The sequence below is a fragment of the Larkinella humicola genome (genome assembly GCF_008727875.1).
GTDB lineage: Bacteria > Bacteroidota > Bacteroidia > Cytophagales > Spirosomataceae > Larkinella > Larkinella humicola.
This window is the reverse complement of sequence record NZ_VTWS01000003.1, coordinates 715,619-738,036: the sequence shown is the minus strand read 5'-3', so window position 1 is coordinate 738,036 and position 22,418 is coordinate 715,619. Positions and strand designations below refer to the sequence as shown.

At 51.4% G+C, this 22,418-nt stretch carries 20 protein-coding genes; 4 read left to right on the top strand and 16 right to left on the bottom strand.

The annotated features are described in order from the left end of the window. Window positions 1-30: 30 nt before the first annotated feature. Window positions 31-729, bottom strand: a complete 699-nt coding sequence (locus F0P93_RS15170) for a DNA alkylation repair protein (protein ID WP_150877272.1) — start codon at window positions 727-729, stop codon at window positions 31-33. Between the two features lie 78 nt (window positions 730-807). Between F0P93_RS15170 and F0P93_RS15165 the strand changes: the two genes are divergently transcribed. Further along, the gene (locus tag F0P93_RS15165) at window positions 808-1,368 is read left to right on the top strand and encodes an NADPH-dependent FMN reductase (protein ID WP_150877270.1); all 561 of its coding nucleotides are present in this window, start codon (window positions 808-810) and stop codon (window positions 1,366-1,368) included. A gap of 88 nt (window positions 1,369-1,456) precedes the next feature. Here F0P93_RS15165 and ftsZ read toward each other — a convergent pair whose 3' ends face one another. The 11 genes from ftsZ to F0P93_RS15110 form a co-directional block, all read right to left on the bottom strand. Further along, window positions 1,457-2,869, bottom strand: coding sequence for a cell division protein FtsZ (gene ftsZ, locus F0P93_RS15160; RefSeq protein WP_150877268.1), 1,413 nt, complete (start codon window positions 2,867-2,869; stop codon window positions 1,457-1,459). A 78-nt stretch (window positions 2,870-2,947) separates the two neighbouring features. Beyond that, window positions 2,948-4,372, bottom strand: coding sequence for a cell division protein FtsA (ftsA, locus tag F0P93_RS15155; RefSeq protein WP_150877266.1), 1,425 nt, complete (start codon window positions 4,370-4,372; stop codon window positions 2,948-2,950). Beyond that, complete coding sequence (locus F0P93_RS15150; RefSeq protein ID WP_150877264.1) at window positions 4,369-5,145, bottom strand: cell division protein FtsQ/DivIB; 777 nt, start codon at window positions 5,143-5,145, stop codon at window positions 4,369-4,371. The genes ftsA and F0P93_RS15150 overlap by 4 nt, the downstream gene beginning before the upstream one ends. Before the next feature lie 32 nt (window positions 5,146-5,177). Next, window positions 5,178-6,560, bottom strand: a complete 1,383-nt coding sequence (gene murC, locus F0P93_RS15145) for a UDP-N-acetylmuramate--L-alanine ligase (RefSeq protein WP_150877262.1) — start codon at window positions 6,558-6,560, stop codon at window positions 5,178-5,180. A gap of 163 nt (window positions 6,561-6,723) precedes the next feature. Continuing rightward, a complete protein-coding gene (gene murG, locus F0P93_RS15140) occupies window positions 6,724-7,821 on the bottom strand; it encodes an undecaprenyldiphospho-muramoylpentapeptide beta-N-acetylglucosaminyltransferase (RefSeq protein WP_150877260.1) in 1,098 nt (365 codons plus the stop codon). A 65-nt stretch (window positions 7,822-7,886) separates the two neighbouring features. Then, the gene (locus F0P93_RS15135) at window positions 7,887-9,029 is read right to left on the bottom strand and encodes an FtsW/RodA/SpoVE family cell cycle protein (protein WP_170315701.1); all 1,143 of its coding nucleotides are present in this window, start codon (window positions 9,027-9,029) and stop codon (window positions 7,887-7,889) included. A 71-nt stretch (window positions 9,030-9,100) separates the two neighbouring features. Continuing rightward, on the bottom strand, window positions 9,101-10,459 hold the full coding sequence (gene murD / locus F0P93_RS15130; protein ID WP_150877258.1) for a UDP-N-acetylmuramoyl-L-alanine--D-glutamate ligase: 1,359 nt from the start codon (window positions 10,457-10,459) through the stop codon (window positions 9,101-9,103). 132 nt (window positions 10,460-10,591) lie between these two features. After that, a complete protein-coding gene (gene mscL / locus F0P93_RS15125; RefSeq protein ID WP_150877256.1) occupies window positions 10,592-10,915 on the bottom strand; it encodes a large-conductance mechanosensitive channel protein MscL in 324 nt (107 codons plus the stop codon). A gap of 105 nt (window positions 10,916-11,020) precedes the next feature. Beyond that, on the bottom strand, window positions 11,021-11,812 hold the full coding sequence (locus F0P93_RS15120) for a transglutaminase family protein (protein WP_150877254.1): 792 nt from the start codon (window positions 11,810-11,812) through the stop codon (window positions 11,021-11,023). Between the two features lie 175 nt (window positions 11,813-11,987). Then, window positions 11,988-12,554 (bottom strand): thioredoxin family protein, encoded by a 567-nt coding sequence (locus F0P93_RS15115; protein ID WP_225309494.1) that lies wholly within the window; start codon window positions 12,552-12,554, stop codon window positions 11,988-11,990. A gap of 176 nt (window positions 12,555-12,730) precedes the next feature. Further along, window positions 12,731-14,008 carry a DNA polymerase Y family protein gene (locus tag F0P93_RS15110; RefSeq protein ID WP_150877252.1) on the bottom strand — a complete coding sequence of 426 codons (1,278 nt, stop codon included), beginning with the start codon at window positions 14,006-14,008 and terminating at the stop codon, window positions 12,731-12,733. A 118-nt stretch (window positions 14,009-14,126) separates the two neighbouring features. Between F0P93_RS15110 and F0P93_RS15105 the strand changes: the two genes are divergently transcribed. After that, window positions 14,127-14,843: a LexA family transcriptional regulator gene (locus tag F0P93_RS15105; protein WP_114407483.1), complete on the top strand. Its 717-nt coding sequence runs from the start codon at window positions 14,127-14,129 to the stop codon at window positions 14,841-14,843. Between the two features lie 53 nt (window positions 14,844-14,896). Here F0P93_RS15105 and F0P93_RS15100 read toward each other — a convergent pair whose 3' ends face one another. After that, complete coding sequence (locus F0P93_RS15100) at window positions 14,897-15,493, bottom strand: transposase (protein ID WP_150877250.1); 597 nt, start codon at window positions 15,491-15,493, stop codon at window positions 14,897-14,899. A 103-nt stretch (window positions 15,494-15,596) separates the two neighbouring features. Here F0P93_RS15100 and F0P93_RS15095 point away from each other — a divergent pair, with 103 nt between their 5' ends. Beyond that, on the top strand, window positions 15,597-17,309 hold the full coding sequence (locus F0P93_RS15095) for a GMC oxidoreductase (RefSeq protein ID WP_150877248.1): 1,713 nt from the start codon (window positions 15,597-15,599) through the stop codon (window positions 17,307-17,309). A gap of 67 nt (window positions 17,310-17,376) precedes the next feature. Here F0P93_RS15095 and F0P93_RS15090 read toward each other — a convergent pair whose 3' ends face one another. The 3 genes from F0P93_RS15090 to F0P93_RS15080 all read right to left on the bottom strand — a co-directional run bounded on the left by F0P93_RS15090 (window position 17,377) and on the right by F0P93_RS15080 (window position 22,040). Continuing rightward, entirely contained in the window at window positions 17,377-18,123 is a 747-nt protein-coding gene (locus F0P93_RS15090; protein WP_138992963.1) for a GLPGLI family protein, read from the bottom strand. A gap of 22 nt (window positions 18,124-18,145) precedes the next feature. After that, window positions 18,146-20,974 (bottom strand): outer membrane beta-barrel family protein, encoded by a 2,829-nt coding sequence (locus F0P93_RS15085; protein ID WP_150877246.1) that lies wholly within the window; start codon window positions 20,972-20,974, stop codon window positions 18,146-18,148. Window positions 20,975-21,224: 250 nt separating this feature from the next. Beyond that, window positions 21,225-22,040, bottom strand: coding sequence for a polysaccharide deacetylase family protein (locus F0P93_RS15080; protein ID WP_150877244.1), 816 nt, complete (start codon window positions 22,038-22,040; stop codon window positions 21,225-21,227). A 70-nt stretch (window positions 22,041-22,110) separates the two neighbouring features. On the opposite strand from F0P93_RS15080, the gene F0P93_RS15075 reads away from it, so the two are divergent. Beyond that, window positions 22,111-22,407 carry a hypothetical protein gene (locus tag F0P93_RS15075; RefSeq protein WP_150877242.1) on the top strand — a complete coding sequence of 99 codons (297 nt, stop codon included), beginning with the start codon at window positions 22,111-22,113 and terminating at the stop codon, window positions 22,405-22,407. Window positions 22,408-22,418: the final 11 nt, after the last annotated feature.

Here is a 22,418-nt window from a genome sequence, read left to right as displayed (position 1 = left end):
GCAAAGATAGTAAGAAAACGGCAGGGCTGCTCATAGATCAAGGTAGTACTTTCGCCGGGCGGGGTCAAACCGCTCGATGGCATACCGCAAAGCCGTCCGCGGAAACCGCCCCGCATGGTCGTGCAGGAACTCTTCGAGCGCGTCCGGATTTTTCTTTCCTACTTCCCGCAGCATCCAGCCAACGGCTTTGTGAATGAGGTCGTGCCGGTGACTGAGCAACAGTTCGGCAATCTGAAAAGTGTCCTGAAACTGGTTTTTACGAATAAAAGCCAGCGTAGACACCATCGCGATCCGCTGCGACCACAGGTGGTTTTCCCGAGCCAGTTCGTATAAAACGCTGCGGTCTTTGTTCAGCAGGTAGTTGCCAACGATTCCGGGGCAGCTCGTATCCACCAGGTCCCAGTTGTTGACAACGTTTTTATTTCGGAGGTAGTAGTCGAAAATCAGTCGCCGGTTTTCTTCCCCGGGCCGTTTGGCCTGGTTGGTCCAGATGATCAGACCCGTCAGACGGCATTCGTGAAACGGATCCCGCACGAGTTTTTCCGTCTCCTCCGGCGGCAGCAGCCGGTAAGTTTGGGCGATGATGCGTTGTTGCGGAACCGTCACGCCCAGAAATTCATCGCCTTCGCCGTACTGACCCGGCCCGGTTTTAAAAAATCGTTTGAAAAAGACGGCTTTTTCGGGAACCGCCAGAGCCAATAGCTCATCCTTAACGTCCTGGTGAGTCATTTCTGTACTTGAACTAAAACCCGAACGGGTTGTTATTGCTGCAACTGAGTGTCTATTCAGCAGAACGAAAACAAGGATATGAATACAAATCCTACCGAACCGGTACGTGAAAATCCCATCGTCATCATCGTCGGAACCAATCGGAAAGACTCCATGTCGCGCCATATTGCCGATTATTACCACCTCATTTTGCAGCAACTGGGTAAACCGAGTGATATTCTGGATTTAAGCGGACTTCCCCCCGATTTTATGACGACGGCTTTGTACGAAAATACGGGAAAAAATCCTGAATTCAACCAGTATAAGGAAGTGGTCGAGCGGGCGAAGAAAATGGTGTTTATCGTTCCGGAATACAACAATTCGTACCCCGGCGTCCTGAAAGCATTTATCGACGGGATGAGCTATCCCAGCGGTTTATCAAACAAGAAAGTGGCTCTCGTCGGCCTATCCGCCAATCACCAGGGTGGCGCCCTGGCTCTCAGCCATTTGAATGATATTTTTAGCTACCTGGGGACGAATACACTGGCGTTGCGCGTGAAGCTGGCGCAGATCCGAAATTACTGGAAAGAAGGCGCTCTGCACAACGAGCTTTACAACCTGCTCCTGCAACAACAGGCGCAGCAATTAATTGATTTTTGAATGATTGCCCCTAAATCCCCTGAAGGGGACTTTCTGATCCGGATAGTGCCGCGTACAAGTTCCCTTCAGGGGATTTAGGGGCAATCATTCAATCATTCAGTCGGGTACGAATAATATCCCGCTCATCGAGAAGCGGTATTTCGTATAAATTCACTTTCTGGCGAGCAAAAGCCGGTGTTTCCAATTCCCGTTCCCGCTCCGAATACCGCCCCTGCGAAAATCCTTCGACCATTTTCTGGATCAGCAGCAAGTCATCTTCCCGCTTTTCGTCAATCAGAATGTCGTCGATGCTGGTCAGATGCGGGCGCGTTACCGGATCGGGTATCGGTGCTACTTCAACGTTCCCACCGCCCCGTGTCAGGGTGTCTGCTCCCTGGGGTTGATCCTCCGTTACCAGTTCCGTATCTTCTTCTTCGTCAACGGGTAATTCGTCGGTTACTTCCTCTTTTTTCAGCTCCGGCTCCGGCTGTTTCCAGTTCGTTGGCGGAAAATCCGGCCGTTCGGCGGGCAAATCAAAACCGGCAGCAATCACTGTAACGCGGAGATTTTTGCCCAGCGACTTGTCTTTGATCGTACCGTATTTGAAGAGATGCGCCTGCTTGTCTTTGCCGATTTTTTCCTTGATATAACCGGTAATGATCTGCAATTCCCGCATGGTCGTACGGGCATCCGGACCCGACGCCATCGTGAGCAGAATCCGTTTGGCACCCCGAATGTCGCGGTCGTTGAGCAACGGCGAGTTGAGCGCATCCTGAATGGCGGTCAGTGCGCGGGTTTCGCCTTCGGCATCGGCGGAGCCCATCACGGCTTGACCGGCACCTTCCAGTACGCGTTTGACGTCCATGAAGTCGACGTTGATTTCGCCCTGAACGGTAATGATTTCCGCGATACTTTTAACGGCATTCGCCAGCACGTCATCGGCCTTGGCAAATGCCTGATCCATCGGGAAATCCTCGAAGATTTCCGCCAGTTTGTCGTTCAGAATGACCAGAACCGTGTCGCAGTATTCCTTCAACTCTTCGATACCGCGCATGGCCTGATCCAGCTTCTCGATGCCTTCGAAGTCGAACGGTGCCGTAACAACCGCAATTGTCAGCAGGCCCATTTCCCGGGCAATCTGTGCGATGACCGGTGCGGCTCCGGTACCGGTGCCTCCCCCCATCCCCGCCGTGATGAAAACCATCTTGGTGGGTTCGCCCAGTAACTGCCGGATGTCGTCCGTGTTTTCCAGCGCGGCCTGACGGCCTACTTCGGGGTTTGTTCCGGCTCCCAGTCCGGAAGTCAGAAGCGCACCCAATTGGATTTTGGTCTTTACCGGGCTATTGGTCAGGGACTGGCGGTCGGTGTTGCAGACAATAAAATCCACATCCTTCACGCCCATTCGAAACATGTGGTTGACGGCATTGCTGCCACCGCCACCGACGCCTATTACTTTAATGATTGGGTCATCCTCCTCGTCGGGGAATTCAAACCTCATGCCGTACTCCAATGCCTCTGGCATACCTGCTAATGTTTGTTGCTATAAATATATATTTGGTAACGCTGGATAGCCAGTACGTTGTGCCGTCAAAATTGAGTACTACTGATTGTACCGGTCGTCGGGGCCGAGGTCTTTGCCGATGTCATCGGTCAGAAACTTCCGAACCCAGGTCATAAATCCTCCACCCCCTTTTTCTTCTCCTTTGCCCGTGTCCTTCGTATTCTTCCCGGATGTCTGTCCGTTTGTACCATGTCCATGACCGTGACCATGTCCGTTTGTGCCGGAACCAATCACCGGATTCAAAACCATGTGCTGCAAGGGAATGCGGTCGTCCAACCGTTTGAACCCGGCCCACACCAGACCCACTGCCGTGGCAAACGCCGGGTCGCTGACCAGGTCCGCCTTGACATTGTGTTCCAGTTGATCCGGAAAACCGATCCGGACGTCGAGGCCCGTAACGCGCTCAAAAATCCGCTCGATGCCTGAGATCGAAGCTGTTCCGCCGGTCAAAACCACACCGCCGACCAGTTTGTCACGGTAGCCGGAGCGGATAATTTCGGCCTGTACCATCGCTGCGATTTCTTTCAGACGGGCCTCAATGACGAGAGCCACGTTTTTCAGCAGAATATCTTTGGGCGGCCGACCGCTCAGGTTCGGAACCGCCACAACTTCGTTCAGTCGGAAATCGGTGGGGTCGGCACTGCCAAACTTCGTTTTCAGCAGTTCGGCCTGGGTTGGCAACACCCGGCAACCGACTTCCAGGTCGGCCGTCAGGCTATTTCCCGCATAAGGAACCACGGCAACATGCCGCAGCACATTTTTGTGATAAATCGCAATTTCAGTGGTTCCACCGCCAATATCGACCAGAGCGACACCCGCGTGTTTTTCCTCATCGGTTAAAACCGCCAAAGCCGACGCGAGGGGCGCCAGCAGGAATTTGTCGTTTTCCAGCGGTTCTTTCTGGGGAGATACCGAACGGGCACGCTGAATGCATTTCCGGGTGTAGGAAGCGGAACTCGTTTGGGCGGTAATGACCTGAAAATCAGCTTCCAGCTTAACACCAATCCGCCCAACGGGGTAGTCGATGTTCGATTCGCTGTCGACCGTGAAATCCATTGGCAGGACGTGGACAATTTCTGCACCGGCCGGCAGAACCGAACGGTACATATCGCCCACCAGGTGGTCGATGTCGTCGGCCACCACCTCGTCACCGGGCGACGTGCGCGTAATGCTGCCGTGTTGTCGGCGGGCGGTTACGTTTTGCCCGGAAAAACTGACATTCACGACGTGAATATCGATGTTGGCTTGCCCGGCAGCTTCTTCAACCGCCCGGTTGATGGCTTCGACGGTTTGCCCAATATTGACGACGGAGCCTTTGGTGACTCCCTTGGAAACGGCTTTTCCCACGCCCAGAACATCCAGGCGAGCGTGATCGTTACTGCGGATAAGGCGACCGGCCACGGCGCACACTTTGGTGCTGCCGATGTCCAGTCCAACTATAATTTCTTCCTGCTTAGGTATCATTCGCACACAATCTGGTTACGGTACTGCACACTAACCCTCCGGTATCGTTCCCACCCTTTCAGGGGCAGAATATGCTTGTAAAACAATTTAATCTTTTCAAATTTAGACTCCAGTTCGACGGGTTGCCCGATTTCGATCAGACAGTCACCCACCTGCGGAATCAGCGTAACCTCGCGATTTCTGTCGACTACCACCTGGGCCACCTGCGCTTTCCAGAACGGGTCTTTTTCAATCTGCTTCAGTAATTCAATCAACGGTTGGTTTTGCTCCGTCGTCAGTGATTTCCGTTCGCTAAAATACGAACCGGACACCAGAACAACCCGTGCCGTGTAATTCATAGACAGCGGAAACCAGTGCCCTTCTTCGGTCAAATAATAGCCAGCATACGCTGATTTGTCCTCATCGCCATCCGGAACCAGCCGCGCCAACGGCCGCTGCTGCTTGATATCAGCGATCAGAATGCCTTTCAGATCCCGATACAACTGACAACTTTTTATCAACCCATTCTGTTTCAGCCGTCTTTCCAAAAGCTTCAAATCCAGGTCGGCATAGTCGTCGCCCAGGAGTGGATCAGCGCCTTCGTTGGTCAGCGTTTTCAGTACGTCGTTCCGGTTCAAAAACCGGTGGCCATCAACTTCGTCCATCCGGATGTCGATGCCTTCACACTGGCGGTGGTTTTGGCGGTGTTCGGTAAAAGCAATTAGCCCCACCAAAATAGCCAAACCGGCTACGGTCAGAATGAAAGTTCTATTTAAGGGAAAAATAGAAAACATCCGTGTTTATTAACTTTAAAAGAGATGAATTTTTATTGATTGGTCTCAAATAGGTTTCGCAACACCGGAATCATCTGATCAATATCGCCTGCGCCGATGGTGGCCACCAATTCCGGCGGTTCGTTTCGCAGCAGATCGGGCAGGTCCGCTTTGGTGCATTGAACTTTATTTTCAGACAAAATCGATTTGAAAATCAGGTCGGCACTTACCCCTTCGATGGGCAATTCACGGGCGGGGTAAATATCGAGCAAAATAACCCGATCGGCCAGTGAAAGGCTCTTTGCAAACTCATCGGCGAAATCACGGGTCCGGCTAAAGAGGTGCGGCTGAAAAATGGCCGTTACCTTCCGTTCCGGATACAACGCTTTCAATGACGATAAAAAGGCAAATACTTCGGCGGGGTGATGGGCGTAATCATCGATAAATATAACGTTTTTTGATTTGAGTATATACTCGAAGCGACGTTTTACCCCCTTATAATTTCCGAGTGCCTGCCGGATCTGTTCCGGTGCGACACCCACCTGCAAAGCTGCTGCCGCGGCAGCCACGGCATTCTCGACGTTATGAAAACCGGGCATCTGTAAAGCTATATTTTCGATAACGCCCTGAGGATAAACGATGTCGAAAACGAAGCAGGCATTTTCGATGCGCAAATTCTTACTGTAGAACGAGCCTGCGTCTAACGCGTACTCATAAACGGTTGCCGGGGTTCGGTCGGCCAGTGCCAGCCCGCGTTTCATGAACAGAGTGCCATCCGGTTTAATCTGGCCGACAAAAGCACTGAACGAATCCAGAACCGCGTTGTGGTCGCCGTAAATATCCAGATGGTCGGCATCAGTCGAGGTGACGATGGCCACCTGCGGAAACAGGGTCAGAAAAGACCGGTCAAACTCATCGGCTTCCACCACGCAAATGACCTTCGACAGATCGTCGGTGGGTTCGTTTAGCAGAAAATTGGTACCGTAATTTTGGGTAATGCCGCCCAGAAAAGCCGCACAGTTCACGCCCGAATCTTTCAGAATGTGAGCCACCATCGACGACGTCGTCGTCTTGCCGTGGGTGCCGGCAATGGCCACAGTGGTCATCCGCCCGGCCAGCAAACCCAGCACCTGCGACCGCTTCTGCAACGTAAAACCGTGTTCGGTCAGGTAAATGTATTCCTGATGGGTTTTGGGTACGGCAGGCGTGTAAATGATCAGGGTTTCGTCCCGGTTTTCCCGAAAATGCGCCGGAATCTGTTCGACATCCTCCTCAAAGTGAATGGCCATGCCTTCCTGTTGCAGGGCGTTGGTCAGGGCGGTGGCGGTGCGGTCGTAACCCGCAACTTCATACCCGTTGACCAGAAACCATCGCGCCAGGGCACTCATGCCAATACCGCCAATTCCCAGAAAATAAACGTAACGGATGTTATTCATTTTTAATGGTCTACGATGGTTAAATGGCTATGATGGTTTGAATGGTTAAAAATGGTTTCGATGGTTAAATGGTTAAAAATGTTACAGGTCTAATAAACCATCCAACCATTTTTAACCATTCAACCATGCAGCCATTTACACCAGTCAAACCATTTCTACCCATCTATTTTATCAAGTTTAAAACTTCTTCCGCAATTTCCCGCGCGGCTTTGGGCCGGGCCAGTTCGCGAATCTGTTGACTGAGTGTTTGCTGCTGCCCGGGATCGGCCAAAAGCCGCAGAGCCGCCGGAACCAGATCGGTGGGGGCTGCACGGTCGTTGACCAGCAAAGCCGCCTGCCGGTTCACCAGACTCATCGCATTCTTGGTCTGGTGGTCTTCTGAAGCCGCCGGAAACGGCACCAGAATCGCCGGTTTTTCGACCAGGCAAAGCTCGGAAACCGACAAGGCTCCCGCCCGCGACACCACCACGTCGGCGGCTGCGTAGGCCAGATCCATCTCGTAAATAAAATCAAACGCTTTGACCCGGCTGGCCCCGGCATCGGCAATGGCTTTGCGGGCGCGTTCGATGAACAGCGGCCCGGTTTGCCAGACAACCTGATGGCCGGAATCGACCAGCAGCCGAAGGTCTTTTTCGATGCTTTCGTTGATGGTACGCGCTCCCTGACTGCCCCCAATGATCAGCAACGTTTTGCGATCGGGTTCCAGCTTAAAAAAAGACAGGCCTTCCGGTCGTTTCCCTTTGGCCTGCATAATGTCGGTCCGGACGGGATTGCCGGTCAGCTTGATTTTTTGAACGGGAAAAAATGCTTCCATGCCAGGATAAGCCACGCAAATGGTTTTGGCTCCGCGCGACAATAGCTTGTTGGTTAACCCGGCGTATGAATTCTGCTCCTGAATCAGGGTCGGAATGCCCTTCAGCGAAGCCGCCAGCAAAACCGGGCCGCTGGCGTAGCCCCCCACGCCCACGGCCGCATCCGGCCCGAAGTCGCGGACGACCTGTTGCGCCTTCAGAAAACTCCGCCCCAGTTTGAACGGGAAAGCCAGATTCTCCAGCGTCAGCTTCCGTTTAATCCCGACCACCGGCAAGCCGATGATCCGGTAGCCTGCCCGTGGCACTTTTTCCATTTCCATCTTTCCTTCCGCTCCCACGAACAAAATTTCGGTGGTTGGATCGATGGTTTTCAGCTCATTGGCAATGGCAATCGCCGGATAAATGTGTCCGCCGGTTCCTCCACCGCTGATGATGATGCGTTTTGGCATAGTGGGTTGACTCCAAATTGAAATTACGAATGTGTTAAAAACCGTTCGTAATCAGTTGGTTTACGTTATATTTTACTTTCGTCGGCTTCTCCCCGGCTCACACTGATGATAATGCCGATGGCCGTGCCGGTGAAGAGCAGCGATGTGCCGCCCATACTCAGCAAAGGCAACGGCTGGCCCGTCACGGGAACCAATCCGACCGAAACCGCCATGTTGATCATCGCCTGAATCACGATGCTGAACGTTAGACCGGCCGACAGCAAACCGCCATACGCCCGGTTGGCCTTTCGAATGGCCCGCATTCCTCGCCAGAGCAGATAGAGATAGGCCGCAATGATGACAATGCCGCCGATCAGCCCGTATTCTTCCACGATCATGGCAAAAATAAAGTCGGAATAGGAGTGGGGCAGGAAATTCCGCTGGTGGCTGTTGCCCGGCCCTTGTCCGTAAATTCCGCCGTGTGCCAGCGCGATGTACGATTGTTCAACCTGAAATTCGGGCGGTCGCCTTCCGTTGAAGGTCTCCCAGTAATTGGTCAGACGACTGCCCGATGTTTTAGCCCGCTGCCCGATCAAAAGAGCAAAGCTACCCATGATCATGCAAACCACCACCATGATGAGCAAATACTTGCTGGGTACGCGTCCGATGAACATCAGCAGAAAGCAGGTGGCGGCCAGCAAAGCCGCTGTCGATGCGTTACTCAAAACGATACAGGCACAAATAATCCCGATCCAGCCAATCATGTTGACCAGAACGCTGGGGTCATACTGTTCCTTTTTGATGTGCTGCCGTTTGGCCAGCATGGCGGCCAGATTGGAGATCAGCGCCAGTTTGGCCAAATCCGAGGGCTGAAAAGTCTGGTTGATCAACGGAATGGTGATCCAGCGTGAAGCTTCGTTCAGATTTGTCCCTTTGAAATAAGCCCACAGCAACAGGGGAACGGACAGCCACATGCCAAAGCGCGACAACCGGGCGTAGTAGACGTAGTTGAACCGGTGAGCCACCCACATGCAGGCCAGCCCCAGCACCACCAGCGCGCCGTGTTTAAAGAGGTAATGTTCCGTTGATTGCAGTTTCTGATAGGCCATCGTCCCCGTGGCACTATACACCACCGCAACGCTCATAATCGATAGAAAAAGTACGACCCCCCAAATGTGGTAGTCGCCCTTGATGTTGCTTTTCAACCAGTCTGTTGGAGAGATCGTCATATCTGAGTGAAGAGTTAAGAGTGAAGAGTGAAGAGTGAAAATGGCTGACGCACACGTTAACTCTTCACTCTTCACTCATCATTCATAATTCTTTTTACGGCTTCTTTAAACTGATTACCCCGGTCTTCGTAATTACGGAACAGGTCAAAACTGGCGCAGGCGGGGGATAACAGAACCGTATCGCCCGGATTGGCCAGCTCCAGTCCTTTGGCAACGGCTTCGTTAACGTCCTGCGTCTCGAACAAAGTCGGAACGCGGGCCGCAAAATAGCTCACCAGTTTCCGGTTATCTTTTCCCAGACAAATTAACGCTTTTACTTTTTCCCGAACCAACGGCTCAAGCTGGTCGTAGTCATTTCCTTTGTCTAACCCGCCCGCAATCCACACCACCGGCGTTGGTAGGCTTTCCAGCGCGTAGTAAACCGAATCGACGTTCGTCGCTTTGGAGTCGTTGATGAACCGCACGCCCCTGATTTCGCCCGCCGGTTCGAGCCGGTGAGCAGCATTTTGGAACGTCAGTAATCCTTCCCGCAGTGCGTCCGGTTTGACGCCGACCGCCAGAGCCGCCAGCGTTGCCGCCAGCATGTTGATCGCGTTATGCTGGCCTTTCAACGGCAGATCAGCCAGTGGAATCTCAAGGGACTGAGAACCATTGTCGATTACCAGCAAACCGTCTTTCAGATACGCCCCTGGTTTGGGCGCATCGACCAGCGATACGGGCAACAGCCGGGGCACCGGTTTTTTAACGGGCAGGGCCTCGCTGATCACCGGACTTTCCTGGTAGTAGATAAACGTGTCATCGGGAGTCATGTTTTGCAAAATACGGAATTTCGAGTCGACGTATTTTGAAAACTGGTACTCGTAGCGGTCGAGGTGATCGGGCGTGATGTTGAGCAGGATGGCGACATTCATCCGGGCCTGAATCATATCGTCCAACTGGAAACTGCTCAGTTCCAGAACGTAATAGTCAAATGAATGGTCGAGAACCTGTTGCGCGAAACTGTCACCGATGTTCCCCGCCAGACCGACGTCGAAGCCGGCGGTTTTCAGCAGATGATAGGTCAGGAGGGTCGTAGTGGTTTTTCCGTTGCTGCCCGTAATGCCGATCAGTTGGGCCTTCGTGTAGCGCGAAGCCAGTTCGATTTCCGAAATAACCGGGATTTTCTTTTCCCGGAGCTTCTGAATAATGGGTGCTTTTTCGGGAATGCCGGGGCTTTTCACCACTTCGTCGGCCTGAAAAATAGTTTCTTCGGTATGTTGCCCTTCTTCAAACGGGATGCCCTCTTGCTGGAGAATCTGACGATAGGATTCCTGTAAGAGACTTTTGTCCGACAAAAAAACCGTGTATCCTTTTGCTTTTGCCAGCAAAGCCGCACCCACACCACTTTCTCCTCCGCCCAAAACAACCATCAATTCCCTAATACCTTTCATAGATTTATGTGCAAACCGGAGACAAAAATAGAGGTTTCACCGTAGTCTGTTCGCCCCTTCACCAATCTTTTTGTTTCTAAAAAAGAAACCCCGCTCTGGAGCGGGGTCGATGGAGTGGGTACAGTGGAAAGGTTACTCTTTCTTTTCCTGCGACCTAAATCGGTTGGCCGCCTTAACAATGAGAAACACCACCCAGGCAATGATCAAGAACTGAATGACAATGTTGAGGAAATTGCCGTACCGAATGGCGACTTCCGGCGTTTCACCGACGGCTTCCTTCAGAACAACTTTCAAATTACTGAAATCGACACCGCCCGTTAAGAGCCCCAGGATCGGGTTGATAATATCTTCAACCAGAGAGGTGGTTATTTTTCCGAAAGCCGCACCAATAATGACACCCACGGCCAAATCCAGTACGTTGCCCTGAGCAATGAAGGTTTTGAATTCTTTCAGCATGGATTGAGTGGTTAAGTTGATTGGCAGGAAGTTATGAAATGTAACCGTTTTGTCAAATTTATTTACAAAAAAAGAAAACCGGTCTTATTTCGCCTGTCTGGCAACTTATGCGTCTGTTTTCTTTTCTTCCACCCACACCCGCATTTCTTCTAAAGTCATGGCGCCATACTGTGTTGCCAGGGCCACATCGGCCGCATCCCGGCCATAGGCGACCACGATCCGATTGCCACGGGGTTCTTTCTGGGTGGCGTCGAACGTATACCAACGGCCATCGATGAACGCTTCGAACCAGGCGTGCAGATCCATCGGTTCCAGCAGGTGCAGGTAGCCTACCACCATGCGGGCCGGAATGTTGATGCTGCGGCAGAGCGAAATGCCCAGGTGCGCAAAATCCCGGCAGACGCCAATGCGCTTTTCGGCGGTTTCAACGGCCGACGTGCTGGCGTCGCTGGTGCCATACTGGTACGTCACGCGGGTCTGAATCCAGCTCCGGATCGCTTCAACCTGGTCGTAACCGGGGAGGGCGGTTTCCGTAATTTCGGCCGCCAGGGCTCCCAGCCGGTCCGACTGGCAGTAGCGGCTGGGCAGTAAAAACTGCAGGGTGTCGTCGGGCAAATCCTGCACGGGCACAAAGGGCGCGCCGGGAGCCGTATCAATTTCGTCGGCAGTTTCGACCACCAGCGATATTTGGATCTTAAACTGGCCCTCCGGGGCCATCAGCCGCTGACACAGATTGCCGTACGGGTCGGTGTATTCGATCACCGGAATGCTCGGTTCGATCTGGTATTCTTCGGAAATTACCCATTGCCCGGCACCGGAGCGGGGGCGTAACATAAGCACAACAGGTGCTGGAGCCGGAACTTGGTAGAGGAGTTCACAGCCGGCGAAAAGTTTCATAAATTGTCAGGATGCGAGCGTCGGTTTTAAATTGCTCAAGCTTTCCTAACTTCAATTTCTGTGAAATTGTTCTTCGTTTTTCAGGAGTAAACGAATTATTTTCTGTACGGTTGAACGCAAAAGCGACCCCGCTTTAAAACCGGGGTCGCTTTTGCGTCGGAGGATGGTCAATCCGTTAAATCTTCACGGAATATTTCTGCTGATAGGTCTTCGTTTTGAACTGATCGAAGGGCTCTTTGCTGTAATGGTCTCCCCCGATGAAGGTAATGATCTGATGAAATTCCGGGGCTTTTATGTATCCGGGGATGGGTTGAATTGGCTGGAATTTCTCGTTCAGAAATACGACAGTCGGGTAGCTTAACTGGTTGCGCAACAACGCAGCCGCCAGTTGGTGATAGCCCCGGCCACCCTGCGCAACATACACAAACTTATCGGTTCCCAGCACGATGTCGGCCTTCTGTTCGGCGTTCAACTTGACGGCATAGTAGTTTTTATTGATGTAGTCGACGACGGAAGGGTTGGTGAAGGTTTCGCGATCCATAACCTTGCACCAGCCGCACCAATCGGTATAGACGTCGATGAAAACCTTTTTCGGGGTTTTCTGATTCAGCGCAAAGGCTTCCTCAATCGTGAGCCACTTGATTTTGGCCTCTTCTTTGGCGGCTTCCGGGCGGGGCCGAAACGAAACCAGTGTCACTGCCATAAGCAGCATGGTTACAATAACGGTGAATAATTTATTCATAAGTCTGATGATTTAGGCAAAACCGCTTCCGGGTTGCTGTACCAAATTAGATAACGAAAGATACGAAGGAAACCGTGTGGCACAACGCGAAGTTCGTGCTCCTTGTTTTGACTTCAAAAAGGAGGAAGAGTAACGCGTTTTCGCTAAAAAACTATTGGATGTATCGGTTTCGTCATTCAAAACGGATTTTGGTCATCGTGCAAGTCCTTGATCGATCCAAAACCGATGACATCCCGGAATACCGGGTTATCGCGGAGTTCGGTGGCACGCATCAGCTTATCGCTCCCGAACTTTGCTTTCACTTCATAAACCGTTTTCCGAAGGGTGTTTTTGCGGGTACTGTCTTCAAATAAGCTGAAGGGAACCAGTTGGGCAGGGATGAAACGAAATACACTGACGCTCATGCTCCGGATCGAGCGGTTTAAAATCGGTTCGCACTGGTTAAGTTTCTGAAACCGCTCGAAGCGTTGCCGGATCAGGTGGTAGAGTTCCATGCTGTCCTGCTTCGGTTCGGGCAGCCGGACTTCGTCGCTGTAGTTTCGGCCGTCATGATACCGACAATAGAACGTCACGATCTGGCAAAAGACATCCTGGCGCACCATCCGGCGCTCGAGCGTGAGGCAAAGCGACTGAAGCAATTCATCCAGTTGCTCTTCGGATCGTCGCTGGGCCGTCGAAATGGTTCGCATGGCCTGCATGCTTTTGTAGGCGCTGGTTTCCAGATCCACTTCGCCCCCGAAGTTCAGCCGCAAATGCCAGTGCCAGCCGATGACGCTCTGGCAAACCGCCCGCAGCCGCTCGGGCGACGCATACCGCAGATTCAGGGGCGTCAGAATGCCTTTGTCTTCGAGTCGTTTTGCCATTCGGGTTCCAATGCCGGGCAAATCGGTCAGTTTCAGATTCCGTAAAACGTCGTCGATGGTTTCGGGCGTGATCATCACCAGACCGTCGGGCTTCTGGAGATCAGAGCCTAATTTGGCCAGAAACGCATTGGGCGCAATCCCGATGGAGCAGCGCAGGTAATCACCGACTTTTTCGCGAATATCCCGTTTGATCTGCTGGGCAACTTCCCGCACATCCTTGTACATCAACTGGCAGTGCGTGAGGTCGACCACCGCTTCGTCGATGCTTTTCGGCAATACATCGGGCGTAAACTGGCGGAGCACGTCGATGATGGCAACGTGAAATTCGCGGTAGCGCTTGGAATTCGTTTCAACCGGAACCAGGTCCGGGCAAATCTTTACGGCTTCGTCCAGCCGCATCCCGAGCTTGATTCCCAGTCGTTTGGCTTCGATGGAGGGCGCAATCACGCAACCCTGTTTTCCGGTATAGACGCACACCGCAATCGGGCGGTCGCGCAGGTAATAATTCACCTGTTGCTCGCAACTGGCAAAAAAACTGTTCATATCGACGAACAGAACCGTCGGTTTTGTGTATTCCCCCAGCCGCTTCATCCTGTTTTTTAGCTATCGTATAATATTATTCTGGTAGTTTTCATCGGATTTGTTGTTTTATTTAGTAAATTTGATCACAATATATAATACTTATATTATAAAAGTCAACAACTATATTATGTTTAACGAACCCGGAAAATCTTTTGAGGAGGGTTTAGAACCGATTCAGGAGCGGTTGCGGCAAGTATTTGACGCGCTGGAAATCAGTATCTACCAGGCTGCCAAAGACCTGGGTGAGAACTCATCGAAGTTTTATAACATCCTGAACGGCCGCGCTAAACCATCGTATGATACCATCATGCGGTTGTTGGAGCAATATCCGCAGGTACGGGCCGACTTTCTGTTGCGGGGGCAGAAACCCGTGTTGGACGAGCCGGAGCAGAACGGAAAAATTATTGAACTGGAAGTACGGTATACCGACCTTCCTTTTGTGCCGACGCGTTTCTACGCGAGCTTCATCGAGACCTACATTGAAGGAATCAGCATGGCACAGATGGAAACGTACCGCGTTCCGGTTCATCTGGTGGGCAATCACAAGGACCCGGTTGTTATCGAGGTTTCGGGCAACAGCATGACGCCACAACTGGCCAACGGAGCGAAAGTGCTGGCGATTCTGGTGGACCCGAACAATTGGGAATACCAGTCGGGCGGCATCTTTGCGGTGATTTATCGCGACTTTTTTGTCGTTAAACGCATCAAAGACAACGAATTACTGACCAAGCAGCGGCTCACGCTGCATTCTGATAACCCAAACGGTGGCAGTGTTACGGTTCCGTTGAAAGACATTCGCGGCATCTGGAAAATCGTGCGGGTGATCGATTCGCCGGTGGAGTAGGGTATAGGAACGTAAATAATAACCGGCTTAAACTAGACAGACACCTGTCTAGTTTAAGCCGTATCTCCGTGAAAAGCAATAAAGGCAGCCCGCCCACCAAACCAACTCAAAACTTCATCGCGACACAATAAAGTCGGTTTTTCAGAAATCAACGATTGAAAAGAAGAATGCGGCCATTTAGCCAATTTCCTGCAAAAACCGTGTTTGACGGGATTATGGTGGATATAGTAAATAAGCTGGTTGTAATAGCGTTCATCGCTGACTTCTTTTCTTTTGAAAGGATTTAGGAATAAGGCTCCTTTTCGCCCAAATCGCCGGTTATAGGCTTTGGCGTATGCATTGAAGAAATTCGAAAATAGTTGACTGAGTTGCCAGGTTATTTTATCCTGTAATTCCAGAGAACTCAGATTTATAGGCATTTCAAAATAAGATACCAGCTCGCTTTCAGACTTTATGCGAACAAATAAATGAAAATGGTTAGGCATCAAACAATAGGCGAAGGTATCGACAACAGGCGCGCAGTGTTCTGCGTATTTTTTCAGAAAATACTGGTAATTAGGGATTTTCCGAAACAATAAGTTCGATGCGTTTGCATGGTTATAGATGTGATAATACTGATCAGGCAGCAGGGGAAGGGGACTAACTGACATAGTGGAAGTTTTATCTGTTTAGACGTAAAAACCCCTGTCAGGTTTTCAAAACCCGACAGGGGTTTTTGTTTAACTTGCGAAAGGATTTAACCGCTTTTATTCGATGAACCTCAACGGAAAGGCCAAAGAACAAATGAGCTACGACGCCATCGTCATCGGCTCGGGAATCAGCGGGGGCTGGGCCGCCAAAGAACTGTGTGAAAAGGGTCTGAAAACTCTCGTGCTGGAACGGGGCCGCATGGTAAAACACATCACGGATTATCCGACTGCTATGGCCAATCCGTGGGACCTGCCCCACCGCAACCGGATGCCCGACACGTTTGAAGTGGCCAATCCCGTAGCTACCAAATGTTACGCGCTGGACGAGGCAACGCAGCAGTATTTCGTGAAAGATGCCGAGCATCCCTACATTCAGGAAAAACCGTTCGACTGGATTCGGGGCTATCAGGTGGGCGGAAAATCGCTGATCTGGGCGCGGCAAACCCAGCGGTGGAGCGACTATGAATTTGTCGCCCCGGCCCGCGACGGTTTCGCCGTCGACTGGCCCATTCGCTACGCCGACCTTGCCCCCTGGTATAGCCGGGTCGAGAAGTTTGTCGGCATCAGTGGCAACAAAGACGGGATCGACAGCCTGCCCGACGGCGAGTTTTTGCCGCCTTTTGAATTGAACTGCGTCGAAAAACACATCCAGACGGCGGTTAAAACCAACTACGCTGACCGGCATGTGATCATTGGGCGCTGCGCCCACCTGACCAAACCGCAGCCCATTCACTTGCAGCAGGGCAGAGGGCAATGCCAGGCACGTCATCTTTGCTACCGGGGCTGTCCGTTTGGCGGGTATTTCAGTTCCAACTCCGCGACCTTGCCGTGGGCGGCCAAAACCGGTAACCTGACGATTCGGCCCGACTCCGTCGTTCACTCCATCATTTACGATGAACAGAAAGGCAAGGCAACGGGGGTGCGGGTGATCGACGCCCATACGAAGCAAACGACCGAGTATTTTGCCAAAATCATCTTTGTGAATGCGGCCTGTCTGAATTCCAACCTGGTGTTATTGAATTCGACCTCGAAACGCTTTCCGAATGGCCTGGGCAACGACAACGGGCTGCTGGGCCGTTACGTGGCCTTCCATAATTACCGGGGCAGTCTGACGGCTTCGTTCGAGGGTTATAAGGACCAGTATTTCTACGGACGTCGACCGACCACGGCTTTTATGCCTTCCTTCCGGAACGTGAAAAAACAGGAAACCGACTTTCAGCGGGGCTACATGGTGGCCTTTAGCGCCAGCCGCGCCGGTTGGGGACGCGGCAACGGACAGGAAGGGTTCGGGGCGGAATTTAAAGAAAGTCTGCTGACGCCCGGCGACTGGAGCGTGTACATGATGATGCAGGCCGAAACCGTTCCGAAATACGAAAACCACGTTCGATTGAGTGCCGATCAGAAAGATCCCTGGGGCATTCCGCAACTGATTACGTCGGTGGGGTACGACGACAATGACGTAAAAATCTTGAAAGACTTTCTGGTGCAGGGGGCCGAGATGCTCGACAAATCAGGGTGTAAAAACATCGCGTCTTATGACGATAACCGCAATCCGGGTTTGGACATTCACGAAATGGGCGGTGTCAGGATGGGCAAAGACCCCAAAACGTCGCTGCTGAACAAGTGGAATCAGTTTCACAACGTCAAAAACGTTTTCGTCACCGATGGAGCCTGCATGACGTCGGTTGGCAACCAAAACCCGTCCATTACGTTTATGGCCCTGACGGCCCGGGCGGCCAATTACGCGGCTGCGGAGTTGAAGAAAGGGAAGCTGTAAACTTAATGATGAACGATGAATGCGTCAGCCCCATTCATCGTTCATCATTCATAACTCATCATTAAATTCAATACCGTATCGTCCAATACGGGTTTTCCTGGGCTTTGGTGCTGGTCTGGATATGGTCTTTGATCAATTTATCGTAGTCGGCGGTTTTGATTTTCTTGCCTTTGATCTTTTTGGTAGCGGTCAATTCCTTCGAGACATCCCGCATCTCAATCTTGCTGGCGGTAATGACCGCGTCACCGTCGTTCAAATCCAGTTCCAGAATCAGGCCCGGTAAGCCGAAATACTGCTCGGGCCCGGCCGAAACCGGAATGTCCTGGGCAAACCAGGCGACGACTTTCTGTTGCTTGATGGGGTCTTCGGTTTCGGCCTTCATGCAGATATGGCCCGCAATGTCTTTCAACTGGTTCAGAATCTTCCATTGGGGCGTTTTCAGGGAATCGTCGATGAGGTAGGTTCTTCCCAACATTTCGATCACGTCCGACTTGGTTTCCTGTTTGAAATCACGACGGATGATGTAATCGCTGTTTCGGTAGGACCACTGACCGTTTTCGCTCCGCCAGTACTCACTTTCGTTTGTATACAGACTTTGATCTTCATTAAAATACAGCACCATTTGGGTGGGGCGGCTGCTGTAGTTTTTGTTGGTGGCCTTCATGCGCTCTTTCTGATCCAGGCTCAGAAACGTCATCCGGGACATGATTTTAACGTAATCCTGCGTGCGGTCATACGTAACGACACCTTCCATTTTTTGGGCCATTGACGGAGCACCGATCGTTACGAGAAGAAGAATCAGAAGCTTTTTCATTATCATTTCCAGTTCCTGCTGATTAATAAATGTAGTTGTTTTGACGCATTTGCGACTTCAGGCCCCGCAGGTTATACGAAAAAGAGAGCATGAAATACCGCGCTAGGGTTTGAACCCGCTCGGTTTGAACGTAATTCTGGTAAGCCTGTTGCGTAATGCCCCGGTTTTTGTTGAAAACGTCATAGGCCGTCAGCCGTACCTCCGCTTTGTTGTCTTTCAGGAAGAGTTTATAAACGGCCAGGTTCAAAATCGGCAACTCCTGTCTGAAGTCAAACTTGGGATTTTTGTAAATCTGGTAACTCATCCGCCCGTTGAAGAAAATCCCCTTTGGCAACTGAACGTTCATGTTACCGCCGTAATTGTAATTATAAATGGTCAGGTTTTGCGCCGTATTGACGGAATACTTCGTATCCGTGATGCTAAAATTAAACGTCGGATAGAACGTAAATTTTTCGCTCGGCGTCAAATCCAGGCTCATGTAGGCGTTGTAATTGTTGTTGTTGGTTTGATTCGGGATACCATTGATGAACGTCGGGAATTTGTTGAGGTTGGTGTAAAAATTCGTATTCAACACCGCTTTCGTCTTTTTTATCGGGAAACTAAAATAGACGCTTCCGCCCTTGCTCGTTCCTCCGCTGATGTTCTCCGGACGGGTTGTCGTTACCAGTAATTCATTAACGGTTTGATTGTAAACGATTTGGTTGATGTTGTACCCGTAGTTGACATTGACAAATACGTTGACAAAGCTACCAGGATTGAAGACCCCGAATCCGCCACTCACCCGGTGTGTGAGGGATGGCAACAGGTTGGGATTTCCTTCCCGGATGAAACGGGGATTGCTGTTGTCGACAACCGGTTGCAAATCACTGGTTTGCGGCTGGTTGACATTGACATTGTAACCGGCATTGAACCGTTTGTTCTTCTTGTTATAATTTACGCTGATGTTGGGAACGACTGAGAAATAATTGCGGTCGACTTTCGTAAAATTCGGGGACCCCTGATTCGAGGCAAATTGCCCGGCCTGATGAAACCACATCCCCGCCAAACCGCCCGACACATTAAATCCTTTGTCGGAATACCGGATCAGAGAGCCAATCCGGTTGTAGGTAAAATCATTGGTGTAATACCGGCTCAGGGTTTCATTCCGGACAGAACCCTGATCGCCCACATTGAAAACGTCGCGATCGACCTTGTCGTTGCGTAAACTAAAATTGTAAAACGTTTCCCAGAACGTTGTTTTTGATAACGGTTCGGTATAATCCAGACTGGACTTGATTTCGGTCCGTAAACTGCTGGTGACGTTGTCCTGGTTGATGCGGAAGACCGACGGGCCGGTGGCGGTGGTATCATTAAAATAGGTGTTGGTCGAGCGTTGCTGGGCCGAGCCATCGGTATCGTTTACGTTATAGGCCAGGCTGGCGGCAAAGTTGCGCCCTTTCTTCCGGAAGGTGTGCCGGTAAATCGCCGTTGTCGCAAGCTGAAAACCGTTGAACTGGTTGTAGTTGGCGAAATTGGTCTGGCTGGTGCGCGTCTCCTGATTGGGTCCTTCAAAAAAGTTCTGATCGCTGAACAGGGCCGTGTTGCCGTTGTTGGCGCGCAGGTTGCCGATGATGACCAGCGTATTGAGCGAATCGATCTTTTGTTCAAACCGGGCACTGCCCCGATGGTTTCGGGTCAGGCTACCCTGGCTCTTGTGATCCGTATTCAAAAAAGAACTGTTGGGCAGAAAGGTTTCCTTTTCCAGATCGGAGTTCAGTGTCAAACCGCTCTGGTTGTAGAAATAATTGGAGCTGAGTTTGGTCTTTTTGGTATCGTAATTATAATTCGCACCACCGGCATAGTTGCGGGAAAAGCCCCGGCTGTTGCTCCCCCCGCCCGTGATGGGAACCCCGATGCCATCGTCGCCCCCAAAGAAGTAGACCCCTCCGCTGTAGAACCCGAAATCACCCTGATCTTCCCAGTTAAAGGACTGGCTTCCCCGAAAATCCTGGTAATCATCGAACGATAAACCGGTCTGGTTGATGTTATTGCCGAGACCAATCACCGACATTTGTTCTTTGGTATTGAAGCGGTTGTAATTTCCCCGGAGCTGAAACCGGTCTTTGGTTCCGACGCCCGCCGTCACTTTCCCGAAACCGCCTTTGCGGTGGCTTTCCTTCAGTTCCAGGTTAACAGCCTTTTCCCGTTTTCCGTCGTCGATACCCGTCGTCTTGGCCGCTTCTGTTTTATCGTTGAACACCTGCACCTTTGAAATGGCGTCGGCGGGGAGGTTTTTGGTGGCTAATTTGGGGTCTGAGCCAAAGAACGTTTTTCCGTCAACGGTAACTTTCGTGACGTTTTCGCCCTGGGCTTTGATGTTTCCTTCCTGATCGACCTGCATCCCCGGCAGCTTGCGGAGCAATTCTTCTACCGTCGATCCGGGTGGTACCTTGAACGAAGCGGCATTGTACTCGATGGTATCGCCCCGAATGCTCAGCGGTGCTTTGGCCGCTTTAATGACCACTTCCAGCAATTCCTTCTGAATGGGCTTGATGGGCAAGGCCCCCAGGTCGGTCACCTCGCTGTTGTCGGGATTCACTTCCACCTGCAAAGGCAAAAAACCGACGTACGATACTTTCAGAATGTAGGGAGCCCGCTTTACATTCCGGAATTCAAACGCCCCTTTGTCGTTGGTTCGGCCGAAATTGACCAGTGCGGAGTCTTTCGGAGTCAGAAGCATCACCGTTGCTCCGGGCATGATGGCTTTGGACGTATCGGTAATGGAACCCCGGATGGTGATCCGGTTCGACTGTTGGGCAAAAGCCGCCTGGCAGCATACCGTTAATAACAGCAGCAGGAAAAGTTTTCTCATGGGGAATAGGAATCGATTGACGAATAAGGATCGGCAAGTTGGAAAGAATTAACATCCGTTGCTGAAAGTTAACAAATTTTAATAGTTGCAACTATGCATATAGTTAAAAAAATATTTTTATAGAAGCAATGCCGGGTTAGCAAACGGGCGGGGCAATTCTGAAAAACAAGGGAAAGACATTGATTCACAGCGGACTGTTGCATGAATCAACAGAAAAACGGAGAAAATATACTTTGTTATATGTTCCTTATCAAATTAATTCATTTACCCGCACCAGCCGGTATTTTTTCTGCTGTAAATACACAAGAAGTTCGTCCAGGTGTGCATACAGTTTATCGGTTCGGGCGGGGTGTGTTCCAATGTGGAACAAGAGAATAAAACCGTTCAGGCCGGTCGGATGCCGCTGCTCCTGCGCGTAAATGGACGCTAAAATGGCCCGGCTGCTGCGGTAATTTTTTAGATCGGGCGTCGTATAATCGGCGTGGCTGAGGGTTCCGGGTGTATAGTTGATAAGTTGGAAACCCGCGGTTTTGGTCCAGGCGGCAATCGTGTCGTTATACCATTCGTAGGGCGGCAGAAAAAAACGGGCGTCTTGTTTTCGAATACCGTAGGATTGCATGGCTGCGTAATTCTGCTCCAGATCGTTGCAAAACTGCGTTTGGGTTACCAACAAGCTGTCGCGCTTTGTCCAGTCGCAATACAGCAAATGGGCGTCGGAATGAGCACCGAGGTAATGCCCGTCTTTTTTCAGGCTGCGGATCAGGGGTTGGAAAACCGGATTGCGATAAAAGCGGCCCGTCAGGAAAAACGAGGCAGCAACCCGGTGATGCGCTAGTTTCTGCCGGATTGGTTCACCACCATCGGCGTATTCGTCCCCCGTAAAGACGATCGCCAGCCGCCGGGCGGTTGTGTCGCCCCGAATGATGGCCCCCCGGTGCCGCGCAATATATTTTTCGGGGTTTGTGTCGTTGCGTGCAACGTCGGCGACCCGGACTGCATCTTTTACCCAATTATCGATCCCAGGAGCGATAGTCCAACACAGTAAACACAACCAAACGATCAGCATAGCGGGACACCATTACTTCCAAAAACACCGTATCATGAATTTGATGAACTCTTGGGCTACCCGGACCCCTATGGCCACTCCATTGACCACTTACACCGTTGAAATGGAACACACCGGTTTATCCGGGTGGATCAGCTACCGTGAATCCATGCTGACGTTGCGGTTTTCGTACGAACGCATGCTGACCTCCATCTACGTTTTCGTACCGGGCAACGAACAATGGCCTGCCTATTGCCGGAGCGCGGGCGCCAAAATCGCCACCCCACGCCGAACCGAAATCATTCAGCGCATTGCCACCGAACTGCGCAACCAGCAGGCCCCTTCGATGGTGCAAATTAATGATTTTGGAATAGAAGTGGTGTTTTGAGGGAACAGAAA